14 protein-coding genes and 1 pseudogene are annotated in these 15,438 nt (G+C 59.1%); 2 read left to right on the forward strand and 13 right to left on the reverse strand.

Translation table 11 applies throughout. From position 1 onward, the window contains the following. Positions 1–2,089: 2,089 nt before the first annotated feature. Positions 2,090–2,560 carry an HNH endonuclease gene (locus WC704_RS16670; protein WP_372892007.1) on the reverse strand — a complete coding sequence of 157 codons (471 nt, stop codon included), beginning with the start codon at positions 2,558–2,560 and terminating at the stop codon, positions 2,090–2,092. A gap of 720 nt (positions 2,561–3,280) precedes the next feature. Between WC704_RS16670 and WC704_RS16675 the strand changes: the two are divergent. Next, positions 3,281–3,628 (forward strand): annotated as a pseudogene (locus tag WC704_RS16675) (hypothetical protein); the annotation flags it as partial. Positions 3,629–4,501: 873 nt separating this feature from the next. Here the strand turns inward: WC704_RS16675 and WC704_RS16680 are convergent. After that, complete coding sequence (locus WC704_RS16680; RefSeq protein ID WP_372892009.1) at positions 4,502–5,071, reverse strand: hypothetical protein; 570 nt, start codon at positions 5,069–5,071, stop codon at positions 4,502–4,504. Between the two features lie 9 nt (positions 5,072–5,080). Here WC704_RS16680 and WC704_RS16685 point away from each other — a divergent pair, with 9 nt between their 5' ends. Continuing rightward, the gene (locus WC704_RS16685; RefSeq protein WP_372892011.1) at positions 5,081–9,247 is read left to right on the forward strand and encodes an LPD38 domain-containing protein; all 4,167 of its coding nucleotides are present in this window, start codon (positions 5,081–5,083) and stop codon (positions 9,245–9,247) included. On the opposite strand, the gene WC704_RS16690 is transcribed toward WC704_RS16685, so the two are convergent. The 11 genes from WC704_RS16690 to WC704_RS16740 all read right to left on the reverse strand — a co-directional run bounded on the left by WC704_RS16690 (position 9,222) and on the right by WC704_RS16740 (position 15,417). Continuing rightward, complete coding sequence (locus WC704_RS16690) at positions 9,222–9,386, reverse strand: hypothetical protein (protein ID WP_372891955.1); 165 nt, start codon at positions 9,384–9,386, stop codon at positions 9,222–9,224. The two genes, WC704_RS16685 and WC704_RS16690, sit on opposite strands and share 26 nt — an antisense overlap. A gap of 9 nt (positions 9,387–9,395) precedes the next feature. Beyond that, positions 9,396–9,818, reverse strand: a complete 423-nt coding sequence (locus WC704_RS16695) for a Ref family recombination enhancement nuclease (protein ID WP_372891957.1) — start codon at positions 9,816–9,818, stop codon at positions 9,396–9,398. After that, positions 9,818–10,075, reverse strand: coding sequence for a hypothetical protein (locus tag WC704_RS16700; RefSeq protein WP_372891959.1), 258 nt, complete (start codon positions 10,073–10,075; stop codon positions 9,818–9,820). Before WC704_RS16700 ends, WC704_RS16695 begins: the two co-directional genes overlap by 1 nt. A gap of 244 nt (positions 10,076–10,319) precedes the next feature. Beyond that, positions 10,320–10,526, reverse strand: coding sequence for a hypothetical protein (locus WC704_RS16705; protein WP_372891961.1), 207 nt, complete (start codon positions 10,524–10,526; stop codon positions 10,320–10,322). Positions 10,527–10,571: 45 nt separating this feature from the next. Then, complete coding sequence (locus tag WC704_RS16710; RefSeq protein WP_372891963.1) at positions 10,572–10,742, reverse strand: hypothetical protein; 171 nt, start codon at positions 10,740–10,742, stop codon at positions 10,572–10,574. Between the two features lie 657 nt (positions 10,743–11,399). Further along, positions 11,400–11,738, reverse strand: coding sequence for a hypothetical protein (locus WC704_RS16715; protein WP_372891965.1), 339 nt, complete (start codon positions 11,736–11,738; stop codon positions 11,400–11,402). Between the two features lie 390 nt (positions 11,739–12,128). Continuing rightward, positions 12,129–12,293 (reverse strand): hypothetical protein, encoded by a 165-nt coding sequence (locus tag WC704_RS16720; protein WP_372891967.1) that lies wholly within the window; start codon positions 12,291–12,293, stop codon positions 12,129–12,131. 85 nt (positions 12,294–12,378) lie between these two features. Further along, the gene (locus tag WC704_RS16725) at positions 12,379–12,804 is read right to left on the reverse strand and encodes a single-stranded DNA-binding protein (RefSeq protein WP_372891969.1); all 426 of its coding nucleotides are present in this window, start codon (positions 12,802–12,804) and stop codon (positions 12,379–12,381) included. A gap of 12 nt (positions 12,805–12,816) precedes the next feature. Then, positions 12,817–14,364 (reverse strand): lambda-exonuclease family protein, encoded by a 1,548-nt coding sequence (locus tag WC704_RS16730; RefSeq protein WP_372891971.1) that lies wholly within the window; start codon positions 14,362–14,364, stop codon positions 12,817–12,819. Beyond that, entirely contained in the window at positions 14,361–15,206 is an 846-nt protein-coding gene (locus WC704_RS16735) for a hypothetical protein (protein WP_372891973.1), read from the reverse strand. The genes WC704_RS16730 and WC704_RS16735 overlap by 4 nt, the downstream gene beginning before the upstream one ends. 4 nt (positions 15,207–15,210) lie before the next feature. After that, positions 15,211–15,417: a hypothetical protein gene (locus WC704_RS16740; RefSeq protein WP_372891975.1), complete on the reverse strand. Its 207-nt coding sequence runs from the start codon at positions 15,415–15,417 to the stop codon at positions 15,211–15,213. Positions 15,418–15,438 lie beyond the last annotated feature (21 nt).

Raw genomic sequence — 15,438 nt, forward strand, 5'->3', positions numbered from 1 at the left:
CGCATTTGGATCAGGTTTCAAAGACACCTTCGACCAAGTGCCCATGCTGCTGGGCGGTGGCCTTGCTGCCCTTGGTGAATCGACCAACTCCGAACTGCTGAAGGACTACGGCCTTGGGGTGTACGAGAAGTACGCCGGTAAGATCGAAGCCCGCGCGCGCCCTGACTTCAGCTTCGACAACGTGCTGAAGGGCCAAGGCAGCATGATCGAGTTCCTGAAATACGGGGCTGGATACGCTGCTGGTCAGGTAGGGCAGGCCGTGGTGACCGGTGGCGTCGGTAGCCTCATCGGTAAGACTGCCCTGAAGCAGGTAGCCGAACAGGTAGCCGAGAAGGCCATCGCCAAACGCGCCGGCAAGTTGATTGCCGACAAGGGCTTTGCCAGCAAGTTCGCTGACGAGAGCGCCATGCACCTCGCCGCCGGCATGGAAGCCCGCAAGTCTGTTGCCAGTGAACTGGGCCAGGCTGCCGCCCTGCTGACCTTCAACGCTGAGCAGGAACTGGGATCGATCTACCCGGATGCCCTGAAGCAGGCCAAGAGTGAAGGCCGCGAGCTGAACGGTGATGATCTGTGGCGCATTGCCGGATCCGCCGCGGGCGCCGCCGGACTTGAGACCATCGCTGACAAGTTCCTCGTCGGCAAACTGTTCAAGGGAGGTGGCACCGGTGGCCTGAAGCGCCGCGTGGCTACCGAAGCCGCCAAGGGAATTGGCGTGGAGGGCAGCACCGAGCTCGCCCAGACCGGAATCGAGCGCTTCGGCGCAAGGCAACCGCTGACAGGTGAAGAAGCTCGCAAGGCCTACATCGACGCAGCGGGCCTTGGCGGTATCGCGGGTGGTGGTGTTGGAGCCATTGCCGGCCTACAAGGCAACCGGGAAGCCCCGGAAACCCCAGCAGACCCCCTCACCGCTACGCTGGATGACGCCCAGAACATCAGCCGGGCCATCAGTGACGGCAACGCCTACGACGAACTTGGAGTGATCCAAGCGCAGGCAGCGGCCTTTGGCAGCAGCCTTGGTGGCACTGACCGCGCAACTCTCGACAAAGAGCGTCAGGACGTCGGCAAGAAGCCCCTGACCGATGAGCAGTGGGCGGACAACCTGCGGATGCGGATCCCCGGCCTTGGGCGCCAGCGCGTGGACCGTGAGCGATCGGAAGCCCAGGGCCTGATGAGCGCAGCCAACCAGGACACCGAAGGCGGCATGATGCCGGTGACGCCGGTTGAGCGGACCAGCCTTGCCACGATTGCGCCCGAAGTGCAGATCGAGCCCGGCATTGTCGAAGGACAGTTCCAAGACATCACGCCAACCCCGCAGGCCGCCCTGCCCGCCCCGCCGATCTCGGTGGATGCCGCAGGCGTGGCCCAGCGCGGAATGACCCCGCCGCCGGCCGCCGCCGGCCAGCCGCTGACCGTGACCCCTGGCGGCGAAGCCATCCTGCCCAACGAACGAGGCCTGTATGCGCAAGCTCCCGCACTTCCTACAGCAAGCCGTCGCCCAATCCGTCGTGACCCAGACGGAGGCGCGGCTGTTGTATCTGGAACTCCTGAAGCCGGAAAACCTGGACCTGGACTGGGTGGTAATGCCACCGCATCTGGCTCAAGCCGCCCTGCGGATGACGCTGTGGGAGTCGCCAAGTCCGAGCCCGCTGCGGCACTGACCTACCCCAACCGCCTCGCGGAAGCCAAGGCCATCCGTGACCGGACCGCTACCGAACCTGAGTGGAAGCCCCTCGACAAGGCCACCGGCTCTCTGGGCATTCCCCGCGCCGACATGCCACAGATCAAGGCTGAGCACCGCGGAGCGCTGACCCAGTTCCTGAAGGGACAGGGTATCACCCACGGCCAAGAGGAACTGAACCCCGCCGACCTGAAAGCCACTCAGGCTGAATACTCGCCGGCCAAGGTCCAGCAGGCCAAGGACTACAAGGGCGGCGACCGCGCCATCCTGATCTCGTCTGACGGGCACATAGTCGATGGGCATCATCAAGCCCTTGGACGTATGGAGCAGGGGAAGACTATCAGGGCGATTCGATTGAACGCCCCAATACGAGAATTGCTACCAGTCGTAAAGCAATTTCCCAGCGCTGAATCAGCGCCGATGGGGGAATCGAAGGTGGGCGGGACGAAGAACCCGAGTGCTGAGGCCGCGCCGACGCAGGGCGTGCTTGATGGCGGACTCGGAAACGCCGAGAACCTTCCCAACCTCCTTTCGCGTGTTGCCAAGAGCGAGCATGGCTTTGGCGGCCTCGATGTCCCAAGTCAAAGGATGGTGCTCTCGGGAATGATCGACGTTGCTCATAACCCGGAGGTTCGGAAGGCAATTGTTGAGTTTATTCCCGTCGATATGGTGGACCGCTTCGGATCGAAGGAGCTTGCGGCCAAGGCTTTGCTCGACAACATATCGATGCTCAAGGATGTAGGCGCCGTTGATTCTGATTTGCCGGTACCCGGCGGGCTTGATATGGCCAGTAGCTTGAGCCTTGCTATGGCAAAGGTGGCTGCAAAAAATCCTCGGCTTTTTGATAGGGGAGCCGCAGGTGCTACAGTTGGCGTTACGCATATCAGTACTCCGAACAGTGCTGGTGAGCTAGGGCAGGCTGGTGTTGATAGCACCAGCCGCCCGTCTAAAATACCTGAAAAACAGGCAGAAACAAAGCCTGATGATGCGACTGAAGCCAAACTCAAGGCCCAGGACGAGCGCATCAAAGCCCTTGAGCGCGCAGCCAAGGAGCGAGAGAAGGACGCCGAGGCCCGTGCCCAGGCCGACAAGGACCGCGACAGCTTCGCCCTGACCGGCTCTGACCGTGACGCTGATGTTGCGGCATCGAAGGGGCAGGGTGATTTGCTGGCGCAGACGGCGCAAAGTTCCGATATCAGCGAATCCGAATATCAGCGCATCAAGGCCAAGAAACCGCTTGATCGTACTGACCGTGAGGTAGAGCAAGCCAATAATTATGTGCGCAACCGCGATGCTGGCAAGCGTGATGCCGAAGCAACCGCAGAGCGCAACAAGCAGTCGGCAGCCGAAGACACCGATGGCTTTGCTGATGATATGCCGCGCCTTCAGAAGGCCAACGTGCTGGATGCGCTGAACCAGATACAGCGTTTCGGCGGCCGAGAGATGACCCGCAAGCAGGCAATCAGGGATCGCGTTGCTGCTGGCGCTACGGTTGTGCCGCACAGCAAGGACATCCGCCGGCTTATGAGTGCAGATGGCGCGTATCTCACGCAATCGGACATCACCAAGACGGCACTGGACTACGCCGAATACCTGATTGCCATGCGTGACGCCGGAGTCGCGCCCGGTCAGGCTGGTGCTGCGCCGCTATTCAGGAAGGATGATGACGAACGCAATCTCGTTGCCGTCCACAACACGACAGCCGAGAAACTGAAGCACGCCAAGCGCGTGGGCGGTTTCGCTGTGCCTTCGTTGGCAATCATGCGAAACACCGATTCGTTCACCGGGTTCGGTGACATCACCCTGATTGCCCCACGGCAGTTGATCGACCCGAGCGTGAACCGAGATGCCAAGGTCTTTGGCGCCGATGTCTACTCGCCGCGCTACCCGCAGATCAACTACCGCCTGGACTCAGCCGCGCAGAAGAAACTTGGCCAGTTGATCAACACGGACATCCGCGGCGGCGAGATCGACAGCCTCGATGACCTGACCAGCAACGATGGCTTCAAGGCGTATGCCGACAAGACGCTTGGCGACAACAGTGGATACCACCAGCGCCGTGAACTGGCCGTGGACCTGCTCGCCAAAGCCGGGGCTGAAGAGAGGCTGTTTCAGGGATACACCAACTCCGGAAGCCGGCGCTACAAGCCGCACACCCTTGAGAATGTGGTCAAGGAACTGAAGAAGAACACTCGCGGCGGTGAGAATTTCAACTACGGAGTTGGATCGCTCCGTGCGCAGTTCACCCCGCAGTTCCGTTCGGTGACGCAGATCAAGAAGGAGAAGGGCCGAATCGTCGGGGAGGAGGACTTCGCCAAGATCAAGGAGGAAGTGGACAAGGAGTTCTTCGACCTCGTTAATGATCTGGCTCCGAACCACGGTTCATCGAAGACGTTTGGATTCGCTGACATCGTGATCTCAACCTTAAGCGATGCCGCCAAGATGGGCCTGCCGCGCGCCATGGAAGAGAACCAGTTCAGGGACGTGTCGCCGGAAACGATGCGGAAGGCGGCTGGCTTCCTGACCAAGATGCGCAACCTGCCTACCGGCTACTTCGAGGCCAAGATCCAGCGTGGCGTTGGCCTCTACGAGTTCGAGGCAGCGGTGATCCCGGACGACACCGATCAGGAGACCAGAGACCTGCTGAAGTCGCGCGGGCTTCAGGTGGTTGAGTACAAGCGTGGAGATAACCAGGATCGTCAGCGCGCTGTAACCCAAGCGACGTCGGCAAACGAAAATCTGTTGTTCCGCGCCGACGACCAGCCCGCCTTCTACTCCGCCCTGACCCGAGCCATCGAGAACTACCCGCAAGCTGATGCTGAGTCAAGCGCTGACATTGATACGTTTTTGGAAGAAGTAGTTGACACGCTTCTCGCTGATTCCAAGTTTCTCAGCGATTATTCGATACGAGTGACCCTCGGACCGAAGGGTGAGCGCCTTGTCAGTATCCCATTGGATACGATCTCTGATCTGAACTCCTCGACGCTTGAGAGCGGAGGTGATGTTGGCCGGCGCTCCGCCGAGCGCGGAGGCAATCGCGGAGATCGTGGCGCCACCAGCGTAGAGGGCAATCGCCCTGTCGATGTCGTAGGTGGGATTCCTGCCGCCGAATTTGGTGCGTTTGGTGAGCAGCCCACGGGTCTTGAAGGCGGACCAGATGGCCGACCAGTGCAAGCCACCACCAAGGCTGTCCGCGATTTCTTGGTAAGTCGCCCCGGCGTTGCGCAACTGCTTCGCCTTGTCGAAGTCCCAGCCAAGCGGCTTGCGGTGAAGTCTGGCGTGGTTTTGAATGCTGATCAGCTCAAGGTTGATGACGGCGTTGTTGAGGCCGTTCCCGTCGATATGATGAACGTGCTCGTCAGCGGAAAGACGCCGACCAATGAGCCCTTCCATAATCAGCCGATGGGTTCGCTTCTGCCCGGTTCGGTGATAAACAGTGTTTCCTTGCCGAAGGAAGTTTCCAGTTCCATTCTTGCGGCGCTGTCCAGTCGATTTGGTTATGTTGCTGCTCGTCCTGTAAAGCCTGACTCTAGCACATCAAAATCAAATAGTGCGAACAAATATTCTACCGAAAGCGCAAGAAAAGTCCTGAATGAACGCCTTGGAATTCGCGGAGTATCTAATCTTGAGAAATCAGGAACCCTGAACTTTATCTCAGGACCTGCCGACTTTCCAAAGAAATACGCCGCGTTCTTACAGAGCCGGCAGGACGTTGTAAAGCGCGTCAAGGGGTTTTATGACCCAGACACGCAGAAGGCATACATCATCGTGGACAACATCACGAATGATGCAGACCTCGTACGCTCTACGCTCCACGAAATCGGAACTCATCACAATCTCAAGAGCATCCTCGGACAGGAAGGCTATGACCGCGTAGTCCGGCAGGTCAAGACGCTCTCTGCTGCGAATCCTGTGTTGCGCAACGCCTTCGACAAGGTTCTGCGCAACTACAAGACGCTGCCGGCGGCAAAGGCCGCATACGTTGCGCTCGAAGGAACTGGCCTGACACCAGGCACAAATGAATATCGGCTGGCTGCGCTCAAGGCTGCGAAGTCGATTGACGATGGTGTCTTCTGGGAAGAAGTCATCGCCGCCGCCTCAGAAAACCCGGAAGCCATCAAGCAGGCTTGGTATCAGCGCATCATCCAGGCCGTCAAGACCTGGCTGATCAAGAACGGATTCAAGCAGCTCAAGGACGGCGACATTGCCGACATGGTGGCCTACAGCCTGCGGCAGGCGGCGCGGGAGGCGGGGGCTGCGAATCTGAGGTTGGATCGGGCGACTGACCCCCTCACCCGCACCACCGACCAGACCGATACGCCGGCCTTCCGCAAATGGTTTGGATCGAGCAAGGTGGTGGATGCGAACGGTGAGCCGATGGTGGTGATGCACGCCAACACTTACGACGACATCACCGAATTCAGCCGCGCGGAGCAGCGCTTCGGCAAAGCCGGATACGGCTTCTATTTCAGCAACGCTGAAGGATCAAATCTGTTTGCTGAGTATGGCGATCGCTTCCAGTCGGCGACCAGCTACAACGGCAAGCCGAAGGCGGTGAAGACCATCCCGGTTTACCTGAGCCTGCAAAACCCGCTGATTGTCGATCACGTTGACGACCTAAAATTGTGGTTGGACGCCGGCCAGAAGTTTGGTGTCGGGCGCGGTATTTTCGGCAACTTGCCGGCCGAAGCGTTGACCAAGATCGAGCGCGCTGGATATGACGGCATCATCTCACGCGAGACCACTGCGCCAAAGGTGCATAAGACGCAGGGCTTGAAGATCCTCGGAAAGAATGACCCCAAAGCAACCAGCTTCCCGGTCTATGTCGCCTTCCGCCCCGAGCAGATCAAGAGCGCCATCGGCAACAACGGCCAGTTCGACCCGAGCAACCCGAACATCATGCTCAGGGTGGGACAGCCCGCATCCTGGGACGCGCCTGAGCCGACCAAGCTGGACAACTTCATCTACACGCTGCAGGACAAGCAGATCGACACCCTGCGCGCCCAGCAGTCGATCCAGAAGGGCGGCCGCAAGATTGGTGACAAGCAGGACGTGCGCCTGAACGAAGAACTGTACCACGGCCGCACCGCCAAGCGCACCGACGACTTCATCAACGATGAACTGAAGCCCCTGCTGGTGGACATGAAGAAGTCTGGCATCACCCTGGATCAACTGGGCGAGTACCTGCACAACCGGCACGCCGAAGAAGCCAATAACTACGTGGCCAAGATCAACCCCGGCCTGCCGGATGGTGGATCTGGGATTGACACTCAGGACGCCCGCGACTTCCTGAGCAAGCTGGGAGCACCCCGCAGGGCACTGATGGACCGCTTGGCGAAGCAGGTTGACGCCATCACCGCGCGCACCCGCCAGACCCTGGTGAGCTACGGGCTGGAATCGCAGGACACGATTGACACTTGGGCCAAGGCATACAAGAGCTACGTGCCCCTGCACCGAGAGGACATGGACAGCGGCACGGGTCTCGGCCAAGGATATTCAGTGAAAGGCCCATCGACCAAGGGCCGCACCGGATCACGCAAGAAGGTGGTTGACGTGCTGGCCAACATCGCCATGCAGCGTGAAAAAGCCATCGTGCGCGGAGAGAAGAACCGCGTGGCCAATGCTTTGATCGGGCTGGCTGAATCAAACCCCAACGATGACTACTGGGAGATCGACACTCCGCCGACTATCACCGCGGTCAACCCGGCCACCGGCCAGGTTCAAACCCGTGTTGACCCGCTCTACAAGAGCCGTGAGAACGTGGTCATGGCACGCCAGCCCACTGCCAACGGTGATGTGGTTGAACGCGCTGTGGTCTTCAACGAGAACGACGAGCGCGCCATGCGTATGGCCAAGGCGCTGAAGAACCTCGACATGGACAAGATCGGCGCCGTGCTAGGGGTGTCCGCCAAGATCAGCCGCTACATCGCCTCGGTGAACACCCAGTACAACCCCATCTTTGGCTTCGTGAACCTCACCAGGGACTTCCAGGGCTCGCTGGTGAACCTGAGCAGCACTCCGCTGGCAGGCAAGCAGGCCGACGTCTCAAAGCACGTCCTGAGCGCGCTGGCGGGCATCTACCTCGATGCCCGGGCGGTACGGCAGGGCAAGCACCCCACCAGCTCGTGGGCGCAGGAGTGGACCGAGTTCCAGCGTGTGGGCGGCCAGACCGGATACCGGGATATGTTCGCCACCAGCACTGACCGCGCTGAAGCGCTCGAACGCGAACTGAACCCGACGAAGTGGATGGACAGCACCCTCGGCAAGGTCTTCACCGCCAATGGAACCCTGAAGGTGCCGCTGGAACAGGCACAGAAAGCAGCCAAGGGTGTGTTCGACTGGCTGAGCGACTACAACACCGCTATGGAGAACGCGGTGAGGCTGGCCACCTACAAAGTCGGCAAGGCCAATGGGCTGACCCCTGAGCGCGCGGCATCGATCGCGAAGAACATTTCCGTGAATTTTAATCGAAAAGGCCAGATTGCCACCCAGGCCGGCGCTCTCTACGCCTTCTTCAACGCATCCGTGCAGGGAACGTCCCGTATGGTCGAAACCCTGCAAGGACCGGCCGGCAAGAAGATCCTGATGGGCGGCGCCATCATCGGTGTGATGCAGGCCCTGGCGCTGGCCGCCGCTGGCTTCGATGAGGACGAGCCGCCTGAGTTCCTGCGGGACCGCAACCTGATCATCCCCACCGGCCTGCTGACGGGCAAGAAGGACTACATCTCCATCCCGATGCCGCTGGGACTGCATGTGCTGCCAGCCATCGCCAGGATGATGACCGAGTACGCCATGAGCGGCTTCAAGGACGGCCCCAAGCGGGTGATCCATGCCGCTGGCGTAGTCGCTGACGCCTTCAACCCCGTCGGCAACGCCGGCCTGAGCCTGCAGACCATCACCCCCACCGCGATTGACCCGATTGCTGCCCTTGCAGAGAACAAGGACTTCACCGGCAAGCCGATCGCGCGGAAAGACTTCAACAGCCTGAACCCCACCCCCGGATTCACCCGCGGCAAGGACACATCGACCGCGCTTGGGAAGGGCATCAGCGAGATGCTGAACATGCTCACAGGTGGCTCCAAGTACACCCCCGGCGTCTTCAGCCCCACCCCGGACCAGATCGACTACCTGCTTGGCCAGGCCTTCGGTGGCATCGGCCGCGAATACAACAAGGTGGAGCAGACCGCATCAAGCCTGCTGACTGGCGAAGAGCTGCCCAGCTACAAGATCCCTCTGCTGGGGCGCCTGTATGGAAGCAGCGAAGGTCAGTCCGCCCAGGCCAACAAGTACTACGAGAACCTGAAGCGCATCAACATGCACAAGGCTGAGATCAAGGGCCGCAGGGAAGCGCATGAAGACGTCGCCGGCTACATCCAGGAGAACCCTGAAGCCAAGTTGACGATGCTGGCATCGAACACCTACAACCAGGTGACGAAACTGCGCAAGATCAAGCGCAAGCTGATCGAGGATGGCGCCGACCCTGCCAAGGTGAGGCAGGTAGAGGACAACATCACAGCCACGATGCGCAGGCTAAACGACAGAATCAGAGTACTGCGCGAAGCAGCCTGAACACCGCCCCCAGCGCAAACGTGCCCATGATGATCCAGCCGACCAGCGCAAACACCTGGCCGGCACCCTCACCGCCGAAGTGGAAGAAGGCCCAAATGAGGGATATGGTTATGAGGATGGCGTAGATAGTAGGGGCCATGAACAACTCCTAGACGATTCCGCGGCGCGGCACGATCTTACTCGACCGTTTGAACGCCCTCCGCTCTCGCTTGATGGTGACGTGCAGGAATCCAAGGATGTCATCCTGATAGTCCTGCATGGCCTGATCTGACCCGTACCGTGCATGAAAGGTCTTCGAGCCATTGATCAGGCTGGGCCCGTACTTGGCCGTGCAGTCCTTGCCGATGTCGCTGTCCTGGATCACCCCGCGGTGGTGCCAGGCACCAAGGCAATACCCGAACCGGTGACCGGCGCGCTTGCTGGCGTCCACGATGTGGTTGAACTCTGGGTAGCCGCACTGCTCGCCCTTGCCCTCCATCCTGCAGGCGATGCAGCCTGATTGCTTGCAGAGTTCGATGCGGCGGCTCTCGGCGACCGTGGGCGGCGGCAAAGATTTTGATCCGAACGACATCAATCAGCTCCCTTCGCCTTCAACGCGGCATAGTCAGCAACCGGCCTATCGGTGATGGTCGGCGCATGCCGATTCACGATCTTGCACAGCATCTGGAACTGCTGATCGGTTATCGGGCAGCCAATAGACTCAGCTCGCCAGATAGCTTGGATGAACCCGACCTCCCATTCCGTAGCCCCCGACATCAGCGCCGGCACCGCGCGCTGCACGAAGACCGTGCGGTCAGTAATCGCAGTACCGCGCAACTCCTTCGACACGTAGGTAATCTCTCCACGGCACTCCGGGCATCGGCCACCAGCCTTCATTACCTCGATCGGGCCGCCGTACCAGGTGCAACCTTCGATAGTGCAGTGTGCCGTCACCGCGTCTCCCCCGTCCCCGCATCAAACCTGACCGGCGCCGACGCCTCGCCTTCAAGAACTCCGCACTTCTCGCACTCATACCCGCCGTGATCGCTGAGAACCCACTTGTGCTGGCATACAGCCTTGGCAAGTGGCGCACTCACAGCACGGCCACCCAAACGACGATAACCGCAATCACCGCCACGAGATACAGCGCAATGACCTGGATCGCACTGATCCCGCGCTTTGGCTGATCTTGATCAAGCCAATCCTCTTCGATCGGCTGGATGCGAAGAGGTCTTCGACTGGCATAGCCGGCGCGGAGATGGTCTTCACGGCGGGATTTGTCTTCAGCGGAAATGTGCATGTGGTTCTCCTTGGTTATGATTCTTTTAGGGTGACCGGGCGGCAATCAGGAAGCCTTAGCCTTCATCACCGCCGTTGCAATTTTGCTCAGTTCACTATTAACGAATTGCAGGCTCTCACGCTGCAACTCTGGCGACGGGTTGCTGGTGATGACGTAGATCAGGGCACGGACGGCGGTTTTAACCTGGGCCAGGTAGGCGGCTTCGTCGATGCTCATAGCGGCGTCTCCATGTCACCTATGAGTGCCCTGACACGCTCTGCCTGATCTGGGCAGCTAGCATCTTCAAGCCAGCCCGCCGCTGTTTTGCATAGCCCGCGCAATGCCTCTACGCGGCCACAAAGCCTGTGAACTTCGAGTGCAAGAGCCTCTAGTGCCATAGCATTTCCACTTGGAAGTTGTCCTTCCAAAGGGCCGAAGTTCTCCGCCCATTTCAATGCTTCGTCACGGCTCCATCTGCTCATTTTCCACCTCTCAACTTCGCGGCCCGGTCGAGCCATTTCTGCCGACTTGGCTGTGCAAATACAAAGTCACAGTCTAGTGCAGCTTCGTCAAACAGCTTGGCGAGTTCTTCGCGGGTGTAGGGAATGGAATCATGTTCTGCGTAAACCCGTAGGTTGCCGCACGTATCACACGAAAAGTTCACTTCACCATCTCCCTTTGTATTCATCCACCAATTTCTGTAGCCTGACTCCCTCTGCAATGGCTTGGCGGAGTTTGGCTTGCAGAGCGCACACTATTCCACCAGTCCATGTTGCCCGGTCATCTATCAACTGCCTACTCTCTTGCGCGATTCGGTCGATTGGGCTCATAGCATCATCCAAATAGTGAAGGCAAAAATTATCAAACTGATAAATATCACAAGCGCAGATTCGCTCATGGCTTCGATCCATTAGAAAGGTGGATAACTACACCATTCTTGCAAGTAAAGTCACCGCCGTTGTCTAGTGATTCAAGACCGCCATGCTGCTCGCATACTGCGTCACCAGATTTCAGTATTGCTTTCTCAGTAGCAGCATCGGCGTCAAGATTCAGCCAAAGAACAAAGGCAAAGAGTAGGGCGCCAACCATCCAGCGATCCCCGCACACGGCCATAGCTCGCCAGCCGTGGTCGTCCCATGATTTCGGCGGCTTGCGCATCGCAGTAAATGGCCCCGCCGTAGCCTTCGCCGCCAGCGCATTGATCCGGTCAAGCTCTGCCTGTAGGTCTTTCATGGCTTCACCGCATAGAATCGGATTGTGTCGCCGTCTATTTTTGCAATGACGTAATAGCCAAGTTTCGCGGCAGTCTCAATCGATGCTTTAACTGAACCGGTTACATTCGGCTCTGTGCAGATGTTCACGCCGCCAGGGTAGTCACGGTTCCAAGTGCGCGATCTAGCAAATTCCGTCTCTATAAATTTACGCACTCGCCCCTGCAATCTGTGTGCCTCACGCTGAGATATTTTTTTCACTTCACGCCCTCCAAATCCTTAGACACCAGCGACTCCACGTAACTCGACACCGTGCGCCTGAGCCGCTTGGCACGAGCCTTAACAGCCCTCTTTGTCTCAGCCGATAGCCGGAAGTGGCAGTAGGCGGTGCGGCGCTGTTTGGTGGGTAGGGTCATTTGGTCATAACCGCGCTTACAATCCCGGGTATAAGTATCCACAGGTAGCCAAAGGCTATCCATCCCCAGTTTTGCGGGGTAAGGCCCCAGCCATAAATCATGGTGAAGATTGAAACCGGAATAACACAAAGTGTTATCAGCAACATAATAAGTTCTTTCATGCTCGCGCCCTCGTCCTAACCATCTGGTAAATGATCCCGTGCCGGTTGCCCTGGACACCCGCGATATTGAAGTTGATGGTGTCCATCAGAACAAAATGTCCCCGTCTATATCGGACGAATCTGGTACCGCCTGACTGGCCGCAGGCTTGTATTTCTCGCCGCCCTTCGCCGCCCCGTCCTGCTTGCCGCCAAGCATCTGCATCGTGTCCGCGATGATCTCGGTGACGTAGACCTTGTGGCCGTCCTTGTCATAGCTCCGCGTGCGGAACTTGCCGACGATAGCGACTTGGGAGCCCTTGGTCAGATACTTGGCGCAAATCTCGCCAAGCTGCTTGTGGGCCACGATGTTGATCCACTCGGTGCGCTCTTTCTTCTCGCCGCTGGTCTTGTCCTTCCAAGACTCTGACACGGCGATGCTGAAATTGACGACGGTATCTCCATTGGAAAAGGACTTGGACTCAGGGTCTTTGCCCAACCGTCCGATGAAGGTGCAAATATTCAAATCACTCACGATGTTCTCCAGTTAAAAGGTGGCGCCGGCGGTTTCGACTTCGCTGATCCACAGCAAGGCGACATCGCGGCTGACGTTGAAGCGTTCGGCCACGCAGTTGATGATCTCAAGATCGGTGGGACGGCTGAGTGGCACAAGTGGGGGTATGGCTGGAAGTCCAGGCGCAGAGGCTACTGCAGCAACCGCTGGCGCCACCTTGACCTGCTCAGCCTCCAACTTCTTGCGCTCTTCCGCCCTGATCTTGGCCCGGTCCGCTTCCAGCTTGTCGGCCTGGGTCTTGACGTGCGCGTCGATGCGCATCTTGATGACCGCCAGCAGGTCTTCAGGCTCTTTCTGCACCAGCGCCTGGGCGTCCACGAACAGGAAGGCGTGATCCTTGGCCTCGGATCTCAAGGTGGCAAGGTTCGCCTCGATCTTGGCCGCAATCTGGTTCGCCTCGATCTTGGCCCGTGCCATTTCATCGTCCACGGCATCCTGCACGCCCTTGAGCGTCTTCTTGCTGCGCATGGCGGCGGCGAAGTTCGGATACTGCTCCGGCAGCCTGACCTTGCCCAGCTTGGCGTTGAGCGCAGCCACATGCTCGGCAAACGCCTTGGTGGCGGTCTGCTCGATCGCCATGCGGATGGTTTCCTTCTTGGACTTCACCAGCTTGTCCAGCATCAGCCGCTTCTGGCGCATGGCCTCGGAGAGCTGGTCGATGACCTTGAATAAGTCGTCAATGGTGACGGTCTGCGCCAGCGCCTGCTTCTTGACCAGCGCCAGCTCCTTCTCGGCACGCTCGCAATCCTTGACGTTCTGCTCGGCCTGGGCGAAGTCGTCATCGTCCTGCAGGTCGGTGTTGATGTTCTCGATGAAGGCCAGCGCCGATTCCCGGTAAACAGCAAGGTTCGATGACTTGACCTCGCCCATGAGGACGATGGCGAGAGACGGTAGGGAGATTGCTTGCTTCTTTTCGACCACTACAGCCGGCGCTGCAGGCTTGTAGTCGTTGACGTCACTGGCGAACTGATGCCATGCCGCCAGCATCTTCGTGCGCAGCTTCGGGTTCGGTAGATACCAGGCGTGCTTCATCCTGGCCTTGTCTCCGCTGCTGGCCATGAACAGGCACTTGCTGGCGCCCGTGATGAGCAAGGCCTGCTCCATCTGTGGGTGGTACTCGTCTGGGATGATGCCGTTCTCCAGCGCGGCAGCCAGATCCTTGTTCAGCATCTTGTGCTCAAACAGCACTTCCCCGGCCATGTCGATGCCGTCCAGAGACGCGGCAAGCGGCATGCCGTCCACGTCGGCCGACACCGAAGCCGGGTACAGTTCCGTGCCGACGATCTCTTCAGCCCACTCGCGGGCAATGGCCTCGAACTTGTGGCCGTCGTCAAACCGCTTCTGGGTGGTGGCATCGACCTCTGGGATGTAGCCGGTGGCCTTTTCCTTCAGCAGGTCGTTGCGCGTTTTGTAGCTGCTGATGCCCATGACGGCAGCAAGCTCGGACGAGTTCAGGTGCTTGGCGCGGTGGTCCAGCCATGGCTGAGTTCCCTGGACCAGATTGTGCGTGAGGTGCTTCATTCCTGATCTCCCGGTTCGCGCTCGACTTCCGGCTCAGGTGCCGGCTCGTCCTTCTTGACCTCGTTGATCTTCTTCTTCTGCTCGTCGGTCAGGCGATTCTTGCTCTCGACGGTAGCGATGACATCGTCGGCAGTCTTCTTGCCATTCTTGATGAACTTGACCCAAGCCGGGAAGTTTTTGGCGAAAGCCTCGGCGGTGTATTCCGGGTTCTCCTTTGGCTTCTTGTCCTCGGGCGCATGGCGGTCAGCTTCGCGCTGCAGCAGTTCCTCGGGCAAGTCCTCGATATCTTGGTCAAAGCAGTCCGATGCGCCGGTCGCAGTCAGGGTCATATCGATCTGGGCGCGCTTTTTCGCCATCTTCAGGATGGTGTTGGCAACGTCCGCAATATCGGCCCGCACCTGCTTGGTGGTCCACTCCTTTCCGTATTTGATGCGGCGGCGGCTCTCGCCAGTGGCGTTGAACTCGGCATCACTGACAGCCTTCCGCCACTTGTATTTGTCCTCGTTGCTGCTGCACTCACCGATGCCTTCACCGATGAGGGTCCCGCTGGGGGCATGGGTGCCGATGACGCGCACCTGATAGCGCACGCAGTCCTCGGTGGACAGGTCCATGACGGCAATGCTGGTGGCAATCTGGAACGTCGCCAGCAAGACCTCGGAACCCGGCTTGTAGAGGCTCGGCTTCTTGCAGCCGGGAATGACGCCGTAATGCACGTCCTTCTTCATCACGGCCTGCATGACCTCTTGGATCACGTTGACGCGGTGGCGGATATCAGACGCTTCCATCGTGCGCCCGAACTGCGCCACTGTCGTGTTCTTTCCCCTCTCTGCTACTTCGCCCATGATCCTATTCCTCCGTCGTCGCAGTCTCGACCACATCTTCGAGCGTCAGCGGATTGTGCTTCCGAGTCAGCAGGACGGCGGCCTCGGTGGCATTGCAGATGCGGATGCTCTTGATGTTGCGCGAGCCGACGTATTTGAACGTGGAGGCCTGCTTGGAAGAGTTCACGAGAAACTCGGTGTTGTCCTTGAGGGTGACGTGGTGGATTGCCATTTGGTTACTCCTTTGGTGTGT

The sequence above is a fragment of the Sphingomonas sp. genome (assembly GCF_041661885.1).
Lineage (GTDB): Bacteria > Pseudomonadota > Alphaproteobacteria > Sphingomonadales > Sphingomonadaceae > Sphingomonas.

Excerpts from the sequence above, each read along its gene's own strand:
- WC704_RS16670 (WP_372892007.1), bottom strand. The coding sequence starts at position 2,560 with ATGCGTAACGCCAACTGTAGCACCTGCGGCTCCCCTATCAAAAAGCCG.
- WC704_RS16680 (WP_372892009.1), bottom strand. The coding sequence starts at position 5,071 with ATGGAAGGGCTCATTGGTCGGCGTCTTTCCGCTGACGAGCACGTTCAT.
- WC704_RS16685 (WP_372892011.1), top strand. The coding sequence starts at position 5,081 with ATGGGTTCGCTTCTGCCCGGTTCGGTGATAAACAGTGTTTCCTTGCCG.
- WC704_RS16690 (WP_372891955.1), bottom strand. The coding sequence starts at position 9,386 with ATGGCCCCTACTATCTACGCCATCCTCATAACCATATCCCTCATTTGG.
- WC704_RS16695 (WP_372891957.1), bottom strand. The coding sequence starts at position 9,818 with ATGTCGTTCGGATCAAAATCTTTGCCGCCGCCCACGGTCGCCGAGAGC.
- WC704_RS16705 (WP_372891961.1), bottom strand. The coding sequence starts at position 10,526 with ATGCACATTTCCGCTGAAGACAAATCCCGCCGTGAAGACCATCTCCGC.
- WC704_RS16710 (WP_372891963.1), bottom strand. The coding sequence starts at position 10,742 with ATGAGCATCGACGAAGCCGCCTACCTGGCCCAGGTTAAAACCGCCGTC.
- WC704_RS16715 (WP_372891965.1), bottom strand. The coding sequence starts at position 11,738 with ATGAAAGACCTACAGGCAGAGCTTGACCGGATCAATGCGCTGGCGGCG.
- WC704_RS16720 (WP_372891967.1), bottom strand. The coding sequence starts at position 12,293 with ATGAAAGAACTTATTATGTTGCTGATAACACTTTGTGTTATTCCGGTT.
- WC704_RS16730 (WP_372891971.1), bottom strand. The coding sequence starts at position 14,364 with ATGAAGCACCTCACGCACAATCTGGTCCAGGGAACTCAGCCATGGCTG.
- WC704_RS16735 (WP_372891973.1), bottom strand. The coding sequence starts at position 15,206 with ATGGGCGAAGTAGCAGAGAGGGGAAAGAACACGACAGTGGCGCAGTTC.
- WC704_RS16740 (WP_372891975.1), bottom strand. The coding sequence starts at position 15,417 with ATGGCAATCCACCACGTCACCCTCAAGGACAACACCGAGTTTCTCGTG.